Origin of the sequence: Segetibacter sp. 3557_3, assembly GCF_004354985.1 — a bacterium.
Classification (GTDB): domain Bacteria; phylum Bacteroidota; class Bacteroidia; order Chitinophagales; family Chitinophagaceae; genus Segetibacter.
Map to the genome: position 1 here is coordinate 63,675 of NZ_SMSK01000021.1, position 20,153 is coordinate 83,827.

Genomic DNA, 20,153 nt, shown 5'->3' on the forward strand with positions numbered 1-20,153 from the left:
AACAATACTTGCCATGAAAACCCGGTTATTTAAGCAACCCATCACCTCATCAGTCTGCCGGCAACTTCACTTCCCTCATGAACATTTTAAACCTGTATTGACCTTTTTAATTGCTGTTTTACTTTGTGCAACAGCCTTCGCGCAAAAGAAAACCGTTACAGGAAAAGTTACCCGGGGCGACTCTGCGCTTGCAGGCATTACAGTTGGTGTAAAAAACACCAATGACGCTACCACTACCAATGATGCAGGCACCTATACCTTAAGGGTTGATCCAAATGCCACATTAGTGTTTACTTCCATTGGATTTGAAACACGGGAATTAAAGGTTAACAACCAGGCTGTGCTAAACGTCGAACTCACACCCATCAATCAACAACTCGAAGACGTGATCGTAGTCGGCTATGGTACACAGCGAAAGGGAAATATAACGGGAGCAGTAGCAAATGTCAGATCCGAAGATCTCATGCGAACCCCGTCGTCCACCACTTCAAGTGCCCTGGTAGGACGAGTAGCTGGCATCACCGCACGTCAAACAACCGGTCGCCCGGGACAAGGAACCAATATACAGGTAAGAAACCTTGGTACCCCTTTATTCGTTATTGATGGGGTGCCCCAGAGTGAAGGGCAGTTCAATAATATTTCATCGGAAGACATAGAAAGCATTTCAATTTTGAAGGATGGATCGGCTGCGTTGTATGGCTTCCGCGCATCAAATGGTGTGGTATTGGTAACTACCAAAAAGGGCAGGAGCGGAGATAAAGGCAAGCTAAGTGTTAATACATACTACCAGCTTCAGAATGTAACACGCTATATCTCTGCGTCTGATGCCTATACCCATATGAGGGCCTCTGCAGAAGCACAGCAAAATACTAATACGCTGGCAAATGGTGGAGGTATTAATGGTGGTACTGTAACTATAACGCCCGCAGAGTTGGAAAAATGGCGGCTCGGCACGGACTCGGGTTATCAAAGCACCAACTATCGTAACTATCTTTTAAGAAAGAATGCTCCCCAGAAATATATTAATATAAATGCAAGCGGTGGAAATGATCGCCTAAATTATTATCTCTCGTTGGGTACTTTAACGCAAGAGGGTATATTAAAACAATTCGACTTTAAACGTTCTAATTTTCAAGCGAATGTAGAAGGCACCATTATAAAGGGTGTGAAGTTTGGAACACAACTAAACGGCCGTATCGAAGGGCGTTACAATCCTGCTTCTATTAACAATGCAGACGCTTATGATAATCCTTTCCTGGCCATATTGACTACCTGGCCGATGGAAAGGATATATGCTAACGACAATCCGAATTATATCAGCGGCGCTGTGCATCGTCCTGACCGGAACCCGGCAAACTTTGATCGCAATGTCGTAGGTACTCAAGACAATGTCTGGAATAATTTCGGAAGCATTTTCTATACTACTATCGAACTTCCTTTTGGTTTTTCTGCTAAGGCTACGTATTCTTATAACTACAAGCAAAATAAAAACGAAGTATTCCGTAAGAGTTTTGATCAGTACACTTACGATAAAGCAACCAACACATATAGGGTAGTAGGAACCCAAAATCTTCTGCGAAGGCAGAAAAGCAGAACGGAGATAACGGAAAACTTTGCCGCCTTACAGCTTAATTATAATAAGCAATTTGGAGGGCACACCATTTCGGCATTGGGTGCGTATGAATATGCAACTGCTATTGATGAATTTGTGAATATTACCAGTTTGCCTGGTACTAATTACCTTCCAATAATCCGTACGCAGGATGTAACGCAAATAGACAATACTTATGGTAATACCAAAAGAGCCTCAGTTATCGGAAGATTCAACTATGATTATCGCCGCCGTTACCTACTCGAATTATTGGGTCGCTATGATGGCAATTACATCTATACCCGCGGCAAAAGATGGGGATTATTTCCGGGTATTACCGGCGGCTGGGTCCTGTCGGAGGAAGATTTTTATGGAGGAAAGTTAAAGAAGGTAATGAATTATGTAAAACTAAGAGCTTCATGGGGTAGAACAGGTAACGTTTTAGGCGTGGATCCTTTCGATTACTTATCGGGTGGTAATTTTCCTTCTGGTACTTATATTCTGGATCAGAATGGAGGGACGCTTTTGACTGGCGTAGGAATACGAGGCTTACCTATCACCAATATCAGCTGGGTTGAGAGTACGATAAAAAACGTGGGCATCCAGCTTGGATTCTTTAACAATAAACTTACTGCAGAATTTGATGCATTCTATCGGGATTTAACGGGTTTACCCGCACCAAAAGTAGATGTTGTTGTGCCCGTAGAAGTAGGCTACAATCTGCCAAATGAAAACCTGAATTCAGATCGGACACAGGGCGTAGAAGGAACGATTTCCTACGCAAATAAAGCAGGTCAGTTTAGTTATTCTGTGAGCGGAAATGCTACGCTTGCACGTAGGAAAAACATGGAGCGCTACATGCCCCGTTTTGGTAATTCCTGGGACCAATACCGCAATCAGACAAATCATCGTTGGGCCGATATAAACTGGGGTTACCAGGTCATCGGGCAATTCCAATCGGTAGAGGAGATCAAGAGCTATAAAATTAATAATGATGGTCAGGGCAACACCACCCTCTTGCCGGGCGACTTAAAGTTCAAAGACGCAAATGGCGATGGTGTAATCAACAACCTTGATGAGCGGCCGATTGGGTACGGTGGTAATGCCGGGGCCTCTGCATTTGACGGCAACAATCCTTATATGAGTTTTGGTTTTTCGTCCGGGGTATCCTGGAAGGGCTTCAACCTGAATATGGATTTGGTGGGCGCCACTATGCAATCTGTATATCGCATATTCGAAACGGTAGTGCCTTTCCAGGCAACCCACAATGGACCTGAATATCTTTTTAACGACCGTTGGCACCGTGCAGATCTTTATGATAACAAGAGTGCCTGGGTGCCGGGTAAATACCCCGCGATCAGAAGAATCAACAACCATATCAATTATTCCCGCAGAAGCGATTTCTGGATTGAAAACGTAACTTATCTCCGGCTAAGAAACCTGGAGCTTGGTTATAACGTGCCAAAACATATAATAAGCAGAGCTCACCTGGCGGGTGTAAGACTCTATGTAACAGGAACCAACCTCATTTCTTTTGATAGCCTGAAGGATATTGAAATTGACCCTGAAATCGGGAAAGATAATTCTTTGGTTTATCCAATTATGAAGTTGTACACCTTCGGAATAAACGTAACTCTTTAAAAAAGCTATATGAACATTATATTCAGACTTTGTATTCTGATAATGGTATCGATCACTTCTTTTTCCTGCAAGAAGGATTTGTTAGATACTGAACCTACAACGATTCTTTCCGACGATCAAATATGGAATGACCCAAAGTTGGTAACAGCCGTTTTAGCCAATATGTATAACCGGCTTCCAAGATACTCCTCTACAATATCCGGCACGGAGAACTTTGCCATTTTTGACGAGGGTATGTGGTCGGGGTTAACCAACCAGGACCTGGAAATACGTAATAACCTTCCTGAATATGCATATGATCGCTGGCGCTATTGGGACTACACCCTGGTACGTGATATTCATGTAGCCCTGGATCAGATCAATGCGGCCACGTCATCAGCAATGACAACTGCAGTAAAAAACCAGTTTGCTGCTGAGTTTCGTTTTTTGAGAGCAATGGTGTATTTCGAGATGGTAAAAAGAATGGGTGGTGTGCCCCTGGTCACTACACAATTAATTTATGATTTTAAAGGCGATGTTACGCCTTTACGGAAAGCCCGCAGTAAAGAGGAAGAGATCTACGACTTTATTGGTAGTGAAGCTGATGCAATTAAGGATGTAATTGGAAATGCCGGCAACGCAAGAAGGGCCAATAAGTATGCGGTACTGGCTTTAAAAAGCAGGGCAATGCTTTACGCCGGCTCTTTAGCTAAATATAATAACACCCCTGGTTTTACTAAGGTCGCCACCGCCGGTGGAGAGGTAGGTATTCCTGCTTCAAGAGCCACAGAGTATTATCAAAGATCATTGGTCGCTTCCAATGAAATCATCAACAGCGGCGTTTATGCCCTTTATAAAGGAAATGCAAATCTCGGTGAGAATTTCTGGGAGGCTTTGACAAACAAATCTGGTAATAGAGAGGTTATCCTGGTTAACGATTACAATAAAGCACAGGGCAGAAGACACACCTTTCCATTTTTAATGACGGCCCCATCACTGCGTGAAGAGTCAGGTACTTCACAAGCTGATGTTGTGCCATCTTTGAATTTGGTTGAAAGCTTCGAGTATACTGATGCCCCCGTGGGAACATTGAAAGGTGTAGGTACCGGTAGCAATACTGCAGCAGGCCAGGCTGCCTGGATATTCTATGATAGGCTTGAGGATATTTATGCCAAGAAAGATGCCCGTTTATATGGCACGGTCATGTACGCAGGTTCTACATTTGCTAATAAGCCCTTGCAAATACTGGCAGGCACCTATACGTGGAATGCCACTACTAATAAATATGATAGAGCGGAAAGTAACCCAGGTGGAGCGGTGACAGGCATTGATGGTCCGTCCCGCAACCAGCAAAACGTATCGAACACAGGATTTTACATTCGCAAATACATGGATGCTGCGCCGGGCTCAGCTACTACTACAATTGGCAGCGATGTGTGGTGGGTAATGTTTCGTCTCGGCGAAATATACCTCAATGCTGCTGAGGCTTCTTTCGAATTGGGCTTGCCTGAAGCATTAACCCATGTCAATAAACTTAGAGAAAGAGCCGGTTTCCCTGCTAACAGCATTACTTCACTTACAATAGATCGTATACAAAATGAGCGGAGGGTAGAGTTGGCTTTTGAGGACCATCGCCTCTGGGATGTTATTCGTTGGCGTATAGCGGATAAAATATGGGGTGGGGCACAAACCCCGGCAACTGCTAACATCTATGCCCTTTACCCTTACCGGATCGTTCATCCCGGCAATCCCAACCATGGCAAATTCGTATTTGATAAAATTGTTGCTCCGCGCTTTTTAGCACCAAGGTTCTTCAGACAGGGTAATTATTATGCATCCATTTCCGACAATGTTATCAACAATAGTGGTAACCTAATTATCCGTAATCCATTCCACTAAACTATCTACAATGAAGCTGAATATATATTTTGTTGGCGCCCTTATCCTGTTGCTGTTATCGGCCTGTGAAAAAGACAATCTTAAAGAGCCTACTTCCGTTCTTTCGGGCAACGTCACGTTCCAGGGCCAGCCCATAGGCGTTCGTTCAGACAGGGTACAATTTGAAATCTGGCAACGTGGTTTTGCCTTCTTTACAAAGATACCGTTGAATATTGCCCAGGATGGAAGTTTTAAGGCCACCCTTCACGATGGTGATTATAAGCTTGTCCGACTCCCTAACGCCGGACCCTGGCTTAACAATACCGATACAATAAACGTTTCTCTTAAAGGAACTGCTTCAGTAGACATACCTGTAGAACCTTATTTTGTTATAAAGAATCCAAGCTTCACCAGGAATGGTACGAATGTGTCGGCAACATTTACAGTTGAACAAAATGGCACCCATAGCCGGACACTTGAAGCCATTAAATTTTTCCTTGGCCGTTATTATATTCTTGATCTAGGTAACAATGCAGCTAGCAGAGATGCTGCGGGTCTTGTACTTGGTCAACCGATAACGATAACGTTGGCTATTCCGCCGGCAATTGCAAACGACGATTTTATTTTTGCCAGGGTGGGTGTAAAAACCAGGGACATTGGTGAGTATCTATATACCGTTTCCGAACGGATACAGTTAAAATAAAGTGGGATACATACACTCTTCCTCTGCTAAACTTAAAGACATAACTAAGTAGCCGGAAATCAAAAAACTTAGGACCTTACAACCGGGCTACCTATTACTGGGGCATATCCCAAACCGACGGCACAAGAATGCGCCGCCATGGCTCTTCGAAACCCAGCCAATAGTAGTACTTTCCATCAATATTCTCAATCAACATTCAAACAGTTACAATGCTTTCCAAAATGAAACTGCTTATCACTTGCGCGCTTTTCTTTTGCTTATTTTCTGCTTGGGCGCAGCAATCCTCCAACAACGCCAGCATAACGGTTGACTTTAGTAAGCCCGTTGGCGACATGTATCCCATGTGGGCATGGTTTGGATACGACGAGCCAAACTATACTTACATGAAAGACGGTAAAAAGTTGTTGAGTGAGATTGCTGCATTGAGTCCTGTGCCCGTATACGTTCGTGCACATAGCCTCATGGTTACTGGTGATGGTGTGCCAGCTCTAAAGTGGGGCAGCACCAATATGTATACTGAAGATGCCAATGGTAACCCCGTGTACAGCTGGAACATCGTAGACAGCATATTTGATACCTATGTTCAACGCGGCATGAAACCGCTTGCGCAAATTGGTTTTATGCCGGAAGCACTAAGCACAAAGCCACAGCCATACAAACACAACTGGAAGCCCGGAGACAAGTACACCGACATCATGACCGGCTGGAGTTATCCGCCAAAGGATTACAATAAGTGGCGCGAGCTCGTTTACCAGTGGGTTAAACATTGCGTGGAGCGTTATGGTAAAAAAGAAGTTGAGAGTTGGTATTGGGAAGTATGGAACGAGCCCAATGGCCATTACTGGCAGGCCTCAATGGAGGAGTTTTTTAAGCTTTATGACTATGCCGCTGACGGGCTTAAAAAGGCATTGCCGACTGCAAGGATCGGCGGTATTAACATAGCCGGGCAAAGAAGCGAAAGAGCAAAGCAGTGGACCAACGGCTTTATTAAGCACGCCATCAGCGGTACGAACTATGCAACAGGTAAAATTGGCTCGCCTATGGAAGCAATACTGTTTCATGCCAAGGGCGAACCCCGGCTGGTAAATGGTGTGGTGCGCATGAATATGGCACCACAGCTGCAGGATATTGCTGCGGGTTTTCAAATCGTTTCCTCTTATAACGAAACAAAAAACCTTCCGGTCATTATTGGAGAAAGCGACCCCGAAGGTTGTGCTGCCTGCGGTATGGCCACTAATCCGCAGAATGCCTATCGCAATGGTACCATGTACAGCAGTTATACGGCCGCATCTTTTGCCCGTAAGTACCTGTTGGCCGATCAGTATAAAGTTAATTTTCTGGGCGCTGTATCATGGTCGTTTGAGTTTGAGAACCAACCCTGGTTTTATGGTTTTCGCGACCTGGCAACCAACGGGGTTGATAAACCTGTTCTAAATGTATTTCGCATGTTTGGTAAAATGAGTGGCAAACGTGCAAACGTTCAAAGCAGTCGTATGACCCCGCTTCAAAACATTGTTGACAGCAGTGTCAGGGGAAGTCAAACCGAAATTGGAGCCCTTGCTTCGATTGATAAAAAGACAGCCGGGATCATGGTCTGGAACTATCACGATCTTGATTTGCAGGGCGCACCCGAACCGGTTAAACTAAACATCAGCGGTATACCGGCATCTTCGGTCACCCTTACGCATTATACGATTGATAGTGCACACAGCAACAGCTACGAAGTCTGGAAAAAAATGGGCTCACCACAAAATCCTACAAGGGAACAGGTAGCCACGCTGGAAAAAGCAGGTAAACTGGAGACTGTTGGCAAGCCTGCGAAAAAAGCTGTAAAAGGTGGGAACCTGGTGTTAGATATTGCACTTCCAAGACAGGCCGTTTCGTTGTTGAAGCTCGATTGGTAAGCCAATGCCGTTTGCTTAAGCTTGTTTGCAGAAACCTGGCGCGTAGCTTATGCACCTGTTTTCCTGGTAGGGCCATGTAGGCTCTCCGACTCCAATAATCTTCGTATAATCTTTAACAATTGTTTCCATGCCTTTAGCTATAGTCAGAGGTGCACTTCTTACGGTTTCCCTTCACATAGGGCTTGCTTTAACGGTAACGGCCCAAAATGCCAGGATAAAAATTGACCTCGACCGAACAATAGGTGAGGTTGATAAAAACATCTATGGAAATTTTGTTGAACACCTCGGGCGCTGTGTTTATGGCGGCATATATGATCCGGGATCTAAATTGTCGAATAATAGCGGCTTTCGCAGGGATGTGATGTCTGCTGTCAAGGGCCTTAAGCCTACGATCGTAAGATATCCCGGTGGGAATTTTGTTTCAAACTACAACTGGCTCGATGGGGTAGGACCTAAAGCTGATCGTATCCCTCGACTGGAACTTGCCTGGTACACGCTGGAGAGCAACCAGTTTGGAACTAATGAATTCGTCGAGTATGCGCACCAGGCGGGTTTTGAACCTTACTTCTCGGTGAACATGGGTACAGGTACCATTGAAGAGGCACGCCGTTGGGTGGAATACTGCAACGTGAAAGAAGGCCCTTACTATGCTGAACTTCGTAAGAAACACGGCTATCCCGATCCGCACAAAATTAAATATTGGAGCCTTGGTAACGAAATGGATGGCCCATGGCAGATGGGTCATATGAATGCTGAGGATTATACCAAAAAGGCGCGTGAAGCAGCAAAGCTGATGACCCGCACCTCGCCTGAAATAAAGCTGATTGCAGCGGGTTCCTCAAACTATCGCGAAGGCGCAGATCCTGATCATTGGAACCAGACCATCTTACGTGAACTTAAGGATGTTATAGACTACATTGCCCTACACATTTATGTAGGAAATCCCGACAGCAACTATTATAATTTTGTTTCCACCCCGTTGGTGCTTGAGCAAAGAACAAAGCTGGTGAAAGGTATGATAGACGTGGTAATGCAGAACGCAAACAGGCCGAACCGCGACCCTATCTATATTGCCTGGGATGAATATAATGTTTGGTACCGGGCAAGGCGGGGTGCTGCTGCAACCGGCAGAAATGCTTTGGAGGAAAGGTACAACCTGGAAGATGCTCTTGTAATTTCGGGCTTTCTAAATGCGTTCATCAGGAACGCAGATGTGGTTAAGATGGCTAATATGGCCCAGTTGGTAAACGTTATTGCGCCGATTTTCACTAACGATAAAGAGATGTTCCGCCAGACAATTTATTTTCCCTTACAGTTGTTTGCAAATAATGTATTCGGAACTGCACTGGATGTTTTTGTTGACTGTAAAACGTACAATACAGACAAGTTTTTCCTTGGGTTGAGTGAAACTACTACCCAGCAGAAGAACGTTCCTTACCTGGATGTCTCGGCAACTTATTCGAATGGTGAACTCGTACTTAATGTCGTAAACCGTCACAAAGACGAGGCAATTACAACAGATATACTTTCTCAAACCGGCACCTTCAGCGGAGCGTTTAGCGTGCAGGAAGTAAACGGGCCGGGTATAAAGGCGCAAAATGATTTCAATAAAGAGCAGGTAAAAACCACCGAAAAAGCGCCAATTACGGCTACTGGTAATAAGATCACCTATTCATTCCCCCCGCATTCCTTTACCATGATCCGGGGTAAACTCTCAAGATAACACCCGTTACGGTTGCAAAGGCGACGCATCGGGTTTGGTGTGGGCAATTTTTAATCAGGGATTTCCGTGGCTTAACTTTCCGTGTTAACTCCCTATTGCACCGGCGGTCATCTGATGCCTGCTTCATGAGGTACATGACCGCTCTTCGGAAAATATCCATGAGCCATATCGCGCCCAGTGCTCTGGTTATGCTGTGTACTTAGCATTCACCATGGAGCAGGTAGCACTGCAATTTTCCATTTAGCACTTGTAAATTCAAATCGAAAAGCTGGTCATCTGTAGCCAGCTATTTGCATTGCTACCTTATCGTTTGATGCTGTAATCCCTCCTGCTGAGAATGGCATGGACATTTACTTTATCCTGGCCATCAGCATTGGTCATACATACGAAGCTAAGCACTGTGTAAGCCACCTTCGTGGTGGAGCTTTATGCTGCTTATTGTTATGCAATATAAGTGAGCGACACCCCCGTCCGAACCGGTTCATCCGGGCGGGCGTCCGAACAGGGTACATCCGGGCGGGCAACCAAAGCTGCCCAATGCACGGATGTTTGTCCCTAAAAAAATACAATATGGTTTGCAGGCAGCCTTAGTGATGATCACGAAACAATTCGGGGCACTGTACCCCTTTTAGAAAAGTTATACCAGGTAGTTCCAAAAGCCGTTAAGTGCAACATGCTTCTCTTGTTGATTGTAACTGAAACTTTCAAAGCCGGGCGATATGCTGCCCATAGGATAATGGACCTGTTAACAACAACAATAAGCAAAAGCCTTGATACAAATCAATGCTTTTTCTTACCCCTTGTCAATGGACGCAGGCTCCCTTTGAAGCTAGCTTTGCCTTATAAAACAACAACGATGTTGTTACTTAAAAACACAATCATGAAAAAATTAGTTCTTGTTGCAGCAGCTTTCCTTACGCTTACCGCTTTTACAACCATCAACGGTACCTGGACAAATGATGATCCTCACTCGCAACTTGGGTTTACGGTAACTCACCTCGGTATTGCGGATGTATCGGGTACAATCAATGATTTTGATGTAACCATTAAATCAACGAAGCCCGACTTTAGTGACGCAGCTGTCGAATTGATCGCCAAAACCAACTCAATCGACACAAGGGTGGAAATGAGGGATAATCACCTGAAAAGTGCCGACTTCTTTGATGTGGAAAAATACCCGGCTTTAACTTTCAAAAGCACCGGTATCACTTCAACAGGCAAAGACCAATACAAGCTTTCCGGCAACTTAACCCTTCATGGTGTGGTAAAGCCCATAATTATGAACCTGGTGTATAAAGGCACCGTTGAAAATCCAATGAGCAAAAAGCAAACAGCGGGTTTTCAGCTTACCGGTACAATCAAACGTTCTGAATTTGGGATCGGTGATAAATTTCCTGCAGCTAAGGTCAGCGACGAAGTGCGCATTAAAGCAGACGGCGAGTTTGTACAATAACGTGATCAGCAGAAAATTGTTGGTGTATGATTTCCATAGAACGGGATTTTGGATAGGAAGCATACCAGGGCTTATTCGTTAATTACGTCGTGGTAATAGTAATTCACCTTGAAATATTAACCAGCTTTTGACGACAGGTTGTTAAATTAGTATACTTAAAATCTGATCATGAGTACACCATATAGCATACCGGCACAAACAAGAATAGGGCATGTTCACTTAAAGGTGGCAGACCTCAAGCGTTCCCTCGCATTTTATTGTGACCTCCTGGGTTTCGAATTGATGGCGATGTACCACGACAATGCTGCCTTTATATCAGCCGGCAAATACCATCACCATATTGGCTTGAATACCTGGCACAGCAAAAACGCTCCTCCTGCTCCGCGTGATGGAGTAGGACTTTACCATACAGCCGTGCTTTATCCGACGAGAAAGGACCTTGCAAATATTTATAAGAGGCTCCTGCAAGCAAACTATCCAAACATTGGTTCTTCCGACCATGGCGTGTCTGAAGCCTTGTATATACGCGACCCGGATAATAACGGGGTTGAATTATACTGGGACAAGCCAAGGGAAGCATGGTCGTGGAAAGCCGATGGCAGCCTGGAGATGTTTGTAGATCCGCTTGACCTCGGGGACTTACTTCGGCAAGCTGACGAGGATGACAATGCCTGATTGCAGCAATTCAGAAACCATCACGCTCAAAGGGACAGGGGCCTATGTTAAGAGATGCGACGATTGATGACATACCGGGAATTCAACGGGTACGAAATTCAGTAACGGAAAACACCTTGTCTGATCCTGCTTTGGTGAGTGACGAGGATTGCGGGCTATATCTTACAAAAAGAGGAAAGGGTTGGGTATACGAAATCAATGGGGAAATTGCAGGTTTTGCCATCGTTGACCTGGCAGGCAAAAACATCTGGGCCTTGTTTATTCATCCCCGATACGAAGGGCAGGGCATCGGACAACTTTTACACGACACGATGCTCGACTGGTACTTCCATCAGACATCGGAGAAGATCTGGCTTGGTACAGCACCCAACACCAGGGCGGAGTTGTTCTACCGGGGTTTAGGTTGGACAGCAGTTGGTGTACATGGCAAGGGTGAAATCAAGTTTGAAATGACAATGGATGTATGGAGCACAAGGAGATTACAAAATAAACAAGGGTGTTTGCTTTCCTGTAATGATAACCCCACCTCGAAAGCAAACACCCTTATGTTATAAAAAGATTTCGCTTATAAAATAGTTGCTATTGATACTCAGGTCCGACTACCCGGATCTTGTCGATTTCATCGCCCAGCTTAGCACCCATGGTGATGGACAATTCCTGGGTGAACCGAAAATGAATACCTGCATATACTCTTGAAACGGCAGCTTCTTCCCGCAAAGCGCTAAGGGAGCTAAAGTGACGTGCAGGTAGTCCTCTCCACGCATAGGTATTGTCAATCACAGGAATGTCGCCGAACTCATTTATCAACACCTCGATCACGGGACCGTATAGGGCTACCAGGCCCGAGGTATAATCCGGGTAAGGTGGAGTAAGCAAATGTGAAAGCCAGGTTGGATCGATGTGTTGTTGTATATAAGTGATCGGCCGCAGCAAATTGTATTGGTATTTTGCTCGGAACGTAATTATTGGCCCATCCTTTTGTGCGATCCCTGCTTTGGCGTAAACTTCAGCAGCTTTCCACAGACCTGCCTGTTGGCTCTCCAAAACCCCGGTAATAATTGAAAGCAGATGGTAAGGTGCCGGCACTCCTGTGTTGGTTCCACCGGCGTCGGCCCACCAGTTGGCAGTTGCTTTATCTGCGGGAGTGGCTGTTGTAGCGCCTCCAAGATCATAAACTTCATATGCTGCTTTGTAAAATGCCGATGCAGGGTCAGTTGAATACGGCACTGGTATCGGGGGTGCGGTAGCATGAAGACTGTATTTGAGCAAGGGTCTTGAAAATTGTAAGTTATAGCCAACCGGTGTGGGATAATTCGGTGGGGTAGGCACCCAGGCCCAGGGCTCATTTACTGGTGTGTATCCTACACTGCTAATATTGAAATTGTCGGAAGTAGACCAGTTGAAAATCGCCGTAGCAATAGAACGGCCAAAAGCTTCGGAACGCCTTAGAACATCTTCAGAGGTGGTTTGTTTCAATTGGTTATAGATTTCGGCCTCTTTTGCATCTATGGTAGCTGCATTAGCGGGTGTCAGGCTCGACAAGAACAATTTAAACATACTGGCCAGGGCCGCATTTGCCGACGCACTCCACAGGTAATCTTTCGACATATCGGGTTTTGGCATTTTGGGCATTTCGTAAAGCTTCGGACTAAAACTGGAACCCCCCTTAATACCAGGCTGTACGGACTCGAACAACCCGATACCAATGTATGCGAACGCCCTGTTTTGTGCAAATACATTGGGTTGGGGTGATGCGCTCAATTGAAGGTTGGTCATGAACTTATACCATTCATAAACAACATCCGCCCGCTCCGAACTTTCTTTTGGAGAAGGACGGTGAGACCGGGATGATTGCTCCAGCAGTTGATTAGATGGCGTGGAAAGGAAGTCGGCCTTTTTGCAGCTGAACGGCACATTGATGAATAGTAAAACCGCCAGCAGCTGTAAAGCAGAACTTTGTTTGATAAGCAGTTTCATAATGAAGAGTTTAAGGGTGAGAGGGAAGCGTAAAGGTGGGGGATTGAATAAGGTATAATTAAGGTTAACGTCAATTACGGATTATTAAGGATTACCTTAACCAGCATTAGGTTGAAGGTCATATGGCTTAAAGGTCAGACCCATGATATTGGTTCACGGTGCGTTATGCTTTACCAGGGATAGTTTGCAATAACCTGAAGATGAGCAGACCACTGTAGCATTATTGAATCCAAAAGAAAATGTCAGCTAACCGCATTAAAGTTTTGTCTGTGCCTTAAATTTAAAGCTTGCTGATTCATGTTGATGTTTATCAAAGCCGATACGGGATATAGGCCATCTACAATGAACAATTCAAAAAATAGGAGTAGATAATTGCTGGTATAAAATTATAAAAACAATCACAAGATGCAAATGCTTAAATTAATTTTTTAGCCCGACCAAACCCCTGGTGTTTCGTACACACCGGGGTTGCAACAACACCAAACGCGGTTGCTTTGTTGCGTTTATATTAGCACACAAATGGTTGCAACAGGTAGCAGGTACTATGTTCTCGAGTCGTAGCACGCTTCAATATCCTCCTGGCTTACCCCGCTTCGTTCGGCGATCCTGCTTAACAGATTGGTTTAAATTTTTGCATGTCTGCTGGCAGTTGAAGCATTAACTGCCCAATGAATAATCAGGTATAAAATCACAAGGCTAATAACCGCATATCCAATCATAAAAAAGAAGACACTCTCAGGCATGGTCATGTTTGTTTGTTGCATCAAGTTAGCTTTAATTGGAACATGGAAAATGTTATTAAAGGGTTCCCTTTTCAAGAAATTTCTACTGGTTCAAATTGGCAATGCCCGGGGCTGAGCCTTCCGGGCTGGTGTGAGCGTAAGTTTTTCAATGAGAAAAAATGCTTTTTAAAAGCCTAAGGTTGCTTCGGGTTGTCGTTAAAGTTAGTGAGCTTAATAGATACACCAAACCGGGTAAACGCGCACCCTAACCAACATAAAACAGTTTATCCTGGCCAACCCGATCATATTAGATCGACGGCCCAATGAGCGCCTGTTTAGTAATCTAATTTCGGGTGGGAGGGTGTGATTTTACTGAATTAAATCTTTTGACAGTAAATTGTACAATATTGTGGCCCACGATGAAAGCATTACAACTCCTGTCTCTACTGTTATCCATGGCATATGTTGCTATTGCTAACGTTGTCATCAGGGGCAAGATGGTGAACAATCCTTACAAAGGTTATATCTATTACAATGAACCGATCGATGGCTTCGAGGACCTCTATTTTAGGGATAAACGTGTTCCTTTCGATAAGGATTCATCCTTTACGATCCATGCAAAGATTGGAACAGCTGGTTTTTTTAATATTAAGTTACCGGGACAAACAATTAAGGTATTCGTTAATAAAAGTGATACAATTAATTTCATTGCTTCCTTCAGGCCTGACCCGGTTTCGGGAAAGTACGTGTTTAACGATGTTAGTTTTGAGGGGCGAAATGCGCCGGCATACAGGGAGTATGTACTTTCACCGGTACGTTCAGATTTTCAGAAATACCTGGTGAACCAACTATTTACTGGTTCAGGAAAAAAACTCCCGGGTTTTTATAAAAACGTAGACGCTAACCTCAACGTACTCCTCCAACCATTTGGCAATCTGCGCAGGAATAAACAAATAGACCCAAGCCTTTATAATGTTTTGGCTGCCGACATCAGCAGTGTTTATGCTGCACAGGTGATCACCCTATTCAACGCGATGATATCTTTTAAATTAAAAGATGTCGCTAAAAACAGCGTATTCAGCACTTACATTGATGCGGCCAAAGTAGATAAGGACTTTTACACCGTTGAAAATTATGACAGCCTTAAATTATTTCTTTACCAGCTTATTGATCCCCTAAATCCATTAATTTATCATTCCTTTCTTGGCTTACAATATCCCTCGCAGTACTCCCGCGATATCAACAATGGTAAGTTGATCACACAGACGGCCTATAAAGATGATTTTAAAGGATTAAAAGATATTGAACACTATGGGTACCTGTCGGGTAAGTTTCTTGAAGGAAGTTTGAAATCCGAAATATATTGGGCAGCATCTACGGAAGCCGACCATAGTGTTTTGGTGCATAAGTTCAGGTTGTTCAACAAATACTTTCCTGCTTCTAAATTTCGCCCTTTTCTTGCTGAACGGGTCGGCCAGGCTGCTGGGGAACTAGCGTTACGACCTGCTGTAAAACAAACACTAACTTTTATTAATGACAAAGCTTACGGCAGTTTGCCCGAACTTATAAAAGACAATTTCAAAACCGAAATCATCTTTGTTGATATGTGGGCTACCTGGTGCGCACCATGTATTTACGACTTTTCCTTTAAGCATTCGATACAACGGTTCCTTCAAACGAATAACATTAAAACGTTGTACCTGTCGGTTGACCGGGAAGAAGCACGAGAGAAGTGGAAAAAGATAGCCTATGGCAAGCAACTGGCCGGTTCGCACTATATCGCCTCAGAGGCTATGATCCGGGATCTCAAATCCAACGTGTACCACGGGCAGGATATAACGGTTCCGCGATACCTACTTGTTAACAGCCACGGCGAAATCCTTCACGAAAATCTACCACGTCCAAGCGACTACAATGCGCTGATAAATACAATCAAACAATTAATTGCAAAATAGTCCGGCTTACGTCTGGTTACGGCAGGTTATAGCCCAGGCAAGTTAAGGCGATAAACCGCGCTGCGCATCAGCCATCCCCGTTGTTTGTTTATGTCTTATTGCTTGGCTGTATGGATAATTTTCTAAGCAAACGCATGATTAATGCAATCGCCAATACCTATTGTCCGGTCACACTGAACTATTGCGATCGCAGTAACTGTACCAATGCGTTATAGTAAAACGATCTATCTACGGTTTTGGGTACATTATCAATCTATTGTGTTCTCCTTTGAACGGTACGGCCATCACCCTCGATTATTCCCGGAACAGGTACTGGGATAACCCGTGAAAAGTCCAGAATATATTTTGTAATTATAAATATAGCTCTACCTTTGTCTACCAGAACAGTAGACTTTAAGGTTGAATTATGAAAATTGAAATAAGCATTCCAGTACCAGGCCGGCATTGCCGAAATGACCTCACCACCATGCTACATGCGACGCATTTGCTCCATTTGATGTTGAAAGGATAAACAAGGTACCGTACCAGCATTCCCTGCCAGGATCTCTAACTATTGCACGCCACTATGTTTGGGCGCAAGGGTCGTAATAATCGCGGCTATTGTGTTCACCAGATTGTGCCCAATGCCCTTAGGTTATGGGTTCAATCACGCTTTACCATACTCTTCGTGAACTGCACAGGTCGGGTATCGACAAAGCCTGTAGGGCAGTTCAATTTGCATGGCTAATGATTTCTCTTGTTCTTAAATTTTCTCCTATCCGTTTAAAGGTTAACGATGTCAAAAAAAGTACAATTATTTACAGCGTTGTTCGCGCTGCTTTCCATCCAGGTTCTATATGCCCAACAGGTTAGGGTAAAGGGTTCCGTTCGCTCTGCACAAACTTCAGAACCGCTGTCAGGCGTAACGGTAAACATCGAAAACCAGGAACTCACCACCACAACCGACAGCAGCGGAAACTTTGCACTCAGTGCCAATGAAAACAGTGTCTTGGTATTTTCATATGTCGGGTATCAATCCCAAAAGAGAACAGTAAATAAAAACGGGGTTGACGTAGCAATATCATTGCAGCCATCCAGTAACGCCTTAAACGAGGTGGTGGTAACTGCTCTTGGAATCTCAAGGCAGAAAAAGTCGTTGGGTTATGCGGTGCAGGAACTTAAATCGCGCGACATCGCCGAAGCAAAAGAAACCAATCTTGTGAATGCACTTGCCGGCAAAGTCGCCGGTGTAAGAATAACCAACAGCCAGGGGGATATGGGATCCTCCAGGATTGTGATCAGGGGTGAAACCTCTATTTCCGGAAACAACCAGCCGCTGTTTGTGATCAATGGGATACCGGTTGATAATTCGCAATTTAGTGCAGGTGGTGCCCGTGATTTTGCGAATACGATTTCTGATATTAACCCGGATGATATCGAAAGCATTAGTGTGCTCAAAGGTCCTAATGCTGCAGCCTTATACGGCTCACGCGCGGCTGCCGGGGTAATACTGATTAAAACTAAAACCGGTGCCACAAAAAGAGGGATTGGTGTAACCATAACGTCAGGACTGGTGTTCGAAAGCATCCTGACATTGCCATCGTACCAGAATACTTTCGGGCAGGGATCCGACGGTAAGTTCAGCTACGTTGATGGTCGTGGCGGTGGTATTAACGATGGTGTCGATGAAAGCTGGGGACCCAGAATGGATGGCCGGCTGATACCACAATTTTTCTCAAAAGGCCAGCCAGCACCCTTTGTTCCGCACCCAAACAACGTCCGTGATTTCTTCAGGACGGGGTATGTAGCAAATAACGGGATAGCCATTGCTGACGCGAGCGACAAATTCGATTACCGGCTTTCCTACAACAACCTGAAGCAAGCAGGAGTTGTGCCTAATGCTGAGCAGGGCAAACATTCATTTGCACTCAATACCACCCTGAGGGTAACACCAAAACTTAGTGTTACCGCAAACGCCAACTACACTAAACTTGGCGCGGATAACCTGCCCGGTACAGGTGGTACAAGGTCAACAAGTACAATGCTTCAGTTTACCTGGTTTGGAAGACAGGTTGACATCAACCAGTTGAAAAACTACCGCGACGAAAATGGTAACCCTTTCAACTGGAACAACAGTTATTACAGCAACCCTTATTGGGTCGCATATGAAAACACGGTAGAACAAAAACGCAGCCGTCTGATCGGAAGCATAGGACTTAATTACAAAATCCTTGATGGACTAAACTTTGATTTCCGTACTGGTACCGACTACTATAACCAGCGGCATAAAATCAAAGTTGCCTATGGTACCAATGGATCGCCGTTTGGCTCATATAAAGAAGACGGTTTTACGTTTAGTGAAACAAATACCGAGGGTACATTAAACTTCAGCAAAAAGCTTGGCCCTGATTTCAGCATCGAGGCCCTGGCGGGAGCAAATGCAAGATCCCGCATCTTCGAGCAAAACGAACAAAGTGCTCCGCGACTTGCTGTTGCCGGCTTATATGCATTAACAAACTCCCGTGACCCGTTGATTTCTTCTAACACATTCAGCCGGCTTAAATCGTATAGCCTGTTTAGTTCGGTGCAGTTGGGTTACCGGAACTACCTGTTCGCAAATATCACCGCACGCAACGACTGGTCGTCCACGCTTGCTGCACAGAACAGGTCATATTTCTATCCCTCTTTCAATGGAAGCTTTGTACTAACAGAAGCTTTCGACATTAAAAGCAATATTTTAAATTATGCGAAGATCCGCGGCGGATGGTCCAAAGTAGGTAAGGATGCTGAACCCTATCAATCGGTTAACACGTATACCTTTGGTGCGCCATATGGTTCCAACCCGCAGCTCGCTCCGTCGGCTACCGACCTCAACCCCGATCTTAGACCGGAAACAACGAACTCAACCGAATTTGGTGCGGAAGGTGTTTTGTTCAACAGGCTGTTGCGTTTTGACCTGAGCTTTTATAATACCAACAGTTTCGATCAAATACTTAGTGTTGATGTAAGTCCGACAACAGGCTTCCGGTCAAAACTGCTGAATGCAGGTAAAATCAACAACAAAGGTTTCGAAGTGCAGTTGGGTATAACCCCGGTTAAAAACAAGTTCACCTGGGATGTAGATGTCAACTATGCACTCAACCGCAGCAGAGTGCTGGAACTGGATAAAGCCGGGCTCCTACGGAACTATGTAATTGCAACAACCTCGGCCCAGGTAATTGCTTCCGTAGGGCAGCCATATGGCACCCTGTTCGGCAACGCATTCCTCAGGGATGCCGACGGAAACATTATCGTAAATGCTACCGGAGCGCCGCAGATAGACCCAAATAAAAAAGTGCTTGGCAAGTACACCCCAGACTGGATCGGTGGCATAACCAATTCAGTTAGCTATAAAAGCATCAGTTTATCGGTGCTGGTAGATGCAAGTTTTGGCGGATCTATTTACAATGGCACCTATGCAACCGGAACCTATACGGGAGTGCTTTCTTCTACCTTGCCCGGCAGGGGAACTGAAAACGGCGGATTGAATTACTACTACCCCGGAAATGTTAAGGCGAATGGAACCGTGCAACTCGCGTCGGGAGCAAGCACACCCGCGGGCGAGATCGTTTACGATGATGGTATCATCTTCAACGGGGTAACTACCGATGGAAAACAAAACACCAGGATTTTACCTGCACAGCAATACTATAAATCTTTCCGCACCATAGATGAAGCAAATATTTTTGATGCCTCTTATGTTAAGCTGCGTGAAGTTAAACTGAGTTACAACATACCAGCTAAGATAATCCGCGTGCTAAAGCTCGAAGGTGCTTCCATCGCACTCACAGGACGTAACCTTGCCATCCTGCATAAAAACGTACCGCATATCGACCCTGAAGTGGCCTTTAATACCGGCAACGGCCAGGGCCTCGAAAGTCTTTCTAACCCAAGTACCCGCAGTTACGGATTTAACATCAACATCAAATTCTAA

At 44.8% G+C, this 20,153-nt stretch carries 11 protein-coding genes; 10 read left to right on the plus strand and 1 reads right to left on the minus strand.

The window, feature by feature from the left end:
* Nucleotides 1–13 precede the first annotated feature (13 nt).
* The 8 genes from EXU57_RS22120 (at nucleotide 14) to EXU57_RS22155 (ending at nucleotide 12,101) form a co-directional block, all read left to right on the plus strand.
* Complete coding sequence (locus EXU57_RS22120; protein ID WP_133270445.1) at nucleotides 14–3,232, plus strand: SusC/RagA family TonB-linked outer membrane protein; 3,219 nt, start codon at nucleotides 14–16, stop codon at nucleotides 3,230–3,232.
* Nucleotides 3,233–3,241: 9 nt separating this feature from the next.
* Complete coding sequence (locus EXU57_RS22125) at nucleotides 3,242–5,110, plus strand: RagB/SusD family nutrient uptake outer membrane protein (protein WP_133270446.1); 1,869 nt, start codon at nucleotides 3,242–3,244, stop codon at nucleotides 5,108–5,110.
* Between the two features lie 10 nt (nucleotides 5,111–5,120).
* Nucleotides 5,121–5,792 (plus strand): DUF3823 domain-containing protein, encoded by a 672-nt coding sequence (locus EXU57_RS22130; protein WP_133270447.1) that lies wholly within the window; start codon nucleotides 5,121–5,123, stop codon nucleotides 5,790–5,792.
* 209 nt (nucleotides 5,793–6,001) lie between these two features.
* A complete protein-coding gene (locus EXU57_RS22135; protein ID WP_133270448.1) occupies nucleotides 6,002–7,696 on the plus strand; it encodes a GH39 family glycosyl hydrolase in 1,695 nt (564 codons plus the stop codon).
* A 127-nt stretch (nucleotides 7,697–7,823) separates the two neighbouring features.
* On the plus strand, nucleotides 7,824–9,419 hold the full coding sequence (locus tag EXU57_RS22140) for an alpha-N-arabinofuranosidase (protein ID WP_133270449.1): 1,596 nt from the start codon (nucleotides 7,824–7,826) through the stop codon (nucleotides 9,417–9,419).
* An 880-nt stretch (nucleotides 9,420–10,299) separates the two neighbouring features.
* Complete coding sequence (locus EXU57_RS22145; RefSeq protein WP_133270450.1) at nucleotides 10,300–10,872, plus strand: YceI family protein; 573 nt, start codon at nucleotides 10,300–10,302, stop codon at nucleotides 10,870–10,872.
* A gap of 168 nt (nucleotides 10,873–11,040) precedes the next feature.
* The gene (locus EXU57_RS22150) at nucleotides 11,041–11,547 is read left to right on the plus strand and encodes a VOC family protein (RefSeq protein ID WP_133270451.1); all 507 of its coding nucleotides are present in this window, start codon (nucleotides 11,041–11,043) and stop codon (nucleotides 11,545–11,547) included.
* A 44-nt stretch (nucleotides 11,548–11,591) separates the two neighbouring features.
* On the plus strand, nucleotides 11,592–12,101 hold the full coding sequence (locus EXU57_RS22155; RefSeq protein ID WP_133270452.1) for a GNAT family N-acetyltransferase: 510 nt from the start codon (nucleotides 11,592–11,594) through the stop codon (nucleotides 12,099–12,101).
* Between the two features lie 25 nt (nucleotides 12,102–12,126).
* Here EXU57_RS22155 and EXU57_RS22160 read toward each other — a convergent pair whose 3' ends face one another.
* Entirely contained in the window at nucleotides 12,127–13,524 is a 1,398-nt protein-coding gene (locus EXU57_RS22160) for a vanadium-dependent haloperoxidase (RefSeq protein WP_133270453.1), read from the minus strand.
* A gap of 1,141 nt (nucleotides 13,525–14,665) precedes the next feature.
* Here EXU57_RS22160 and EXU57_RS22165 point away from each other — a divergent pair.
* Both EXU57_RS22165 and EXU57_RS22170 read left to right on the plus strand, forming a co-directional pair.
* Complete coding sequence (locus EXU57_RS22165; RefSeq protein WP_133270454.1) at nucleotides 14,666–16,201, plus strand: TlpA family protein disulfide reductase; 1,536 nt, start codon at nucleotides 14,666–14,668, stop codon at nucleotides 16,199–16,201.
* A 775-nt stretch (nucleotides 16,202–16,976) separates the two neighbouring features.
* Entirely contained in the window at nucleotides 16,977–20,153 is a 3,177-nt protein-coding gene (locus EXU57_RS22170) for a SusC/RagA family TonB-linked outer membrane protein (protein ID WP_133270455.1), read from the plus strand.

Bases quoted from the DNA above. Each gene is read 5' to 3' on its own strand.
- EXU57_RS22160 (WP_133270453.1), bottom strand. From the start codon at position 13,524: ATGAAACTGCTTATCAAACAAAGTTCTGCTTTACAGCTGCTGGCGGTT.
- EXU57_RS22135 (WP_133270448.1), top strand. From the start codon at position 6,002: ATGCTTTCCAAAATGAAACTGCTTATCACTTGCGCGCTTTTCTTTTGC.
- EXU57_RS22150 (WP_133270451.1), top strand. From the start codon at position 11,041: ATGAGTACACCATATAGCATACCGGCACAAACAAGAATAGGGCATGTT.
- EXU57_RS22170 (WP_133270455.1), top strand. From the start codon at position 16,977: ATGTCAAAAAAAGTACAATTATTTACAGCGTTGTTCGCGCTGCTTTCC.
- EXU57_RS22130 (WP_133270447.1), top strand. From the start codon at position 5,121: ATGAAGCTGAATATATATTTTGTTGGCGCCCTTATCCTGTTGCTGTTA.
- EXU57_RS22140 (WP_133270449.1), top strand. From the start codon at position 7,824: ATGCCTTTAGCTATAGTCAGAGGTGCACTTCTTACGGTTTCCCTTCAC.
- EXU57_RS22165 (WP_133270454.1), top strand. From the start codon at position 14,666: ATGAAAGCATTACAACTCCTGTCTCTACTGTTATCCATGGCATATGTT.
- EXU57_RS22155 (WP_133270452.1), top strand. From the start codon at position 11,592: ATGTTAAGAGATGCGACGATTGATGACATACCGGGAATTCAACGGGTA.
- EXU57_RS22120 (WP_133270445.1), top strand. From the start codon at position 14: ATGAAAACCCGGTTATTTAAGCAACCCATCACCTCATCAGTCTGCCGG.
- EXU57_RS22145 (WP_133270450.1), top strand. From the start codon at position 10,300: ATGAAAAAATTAGTTCTTGTTGCAGCAGCTTTCCTTACGCTTACCGCT.
- EXU57_RS22125 (WP_133270446.1), top strand. From the start codon at position 3,242: ATGAACATTATATTCAGACTTTGTATTCTGATAATGGTATCGATCACT.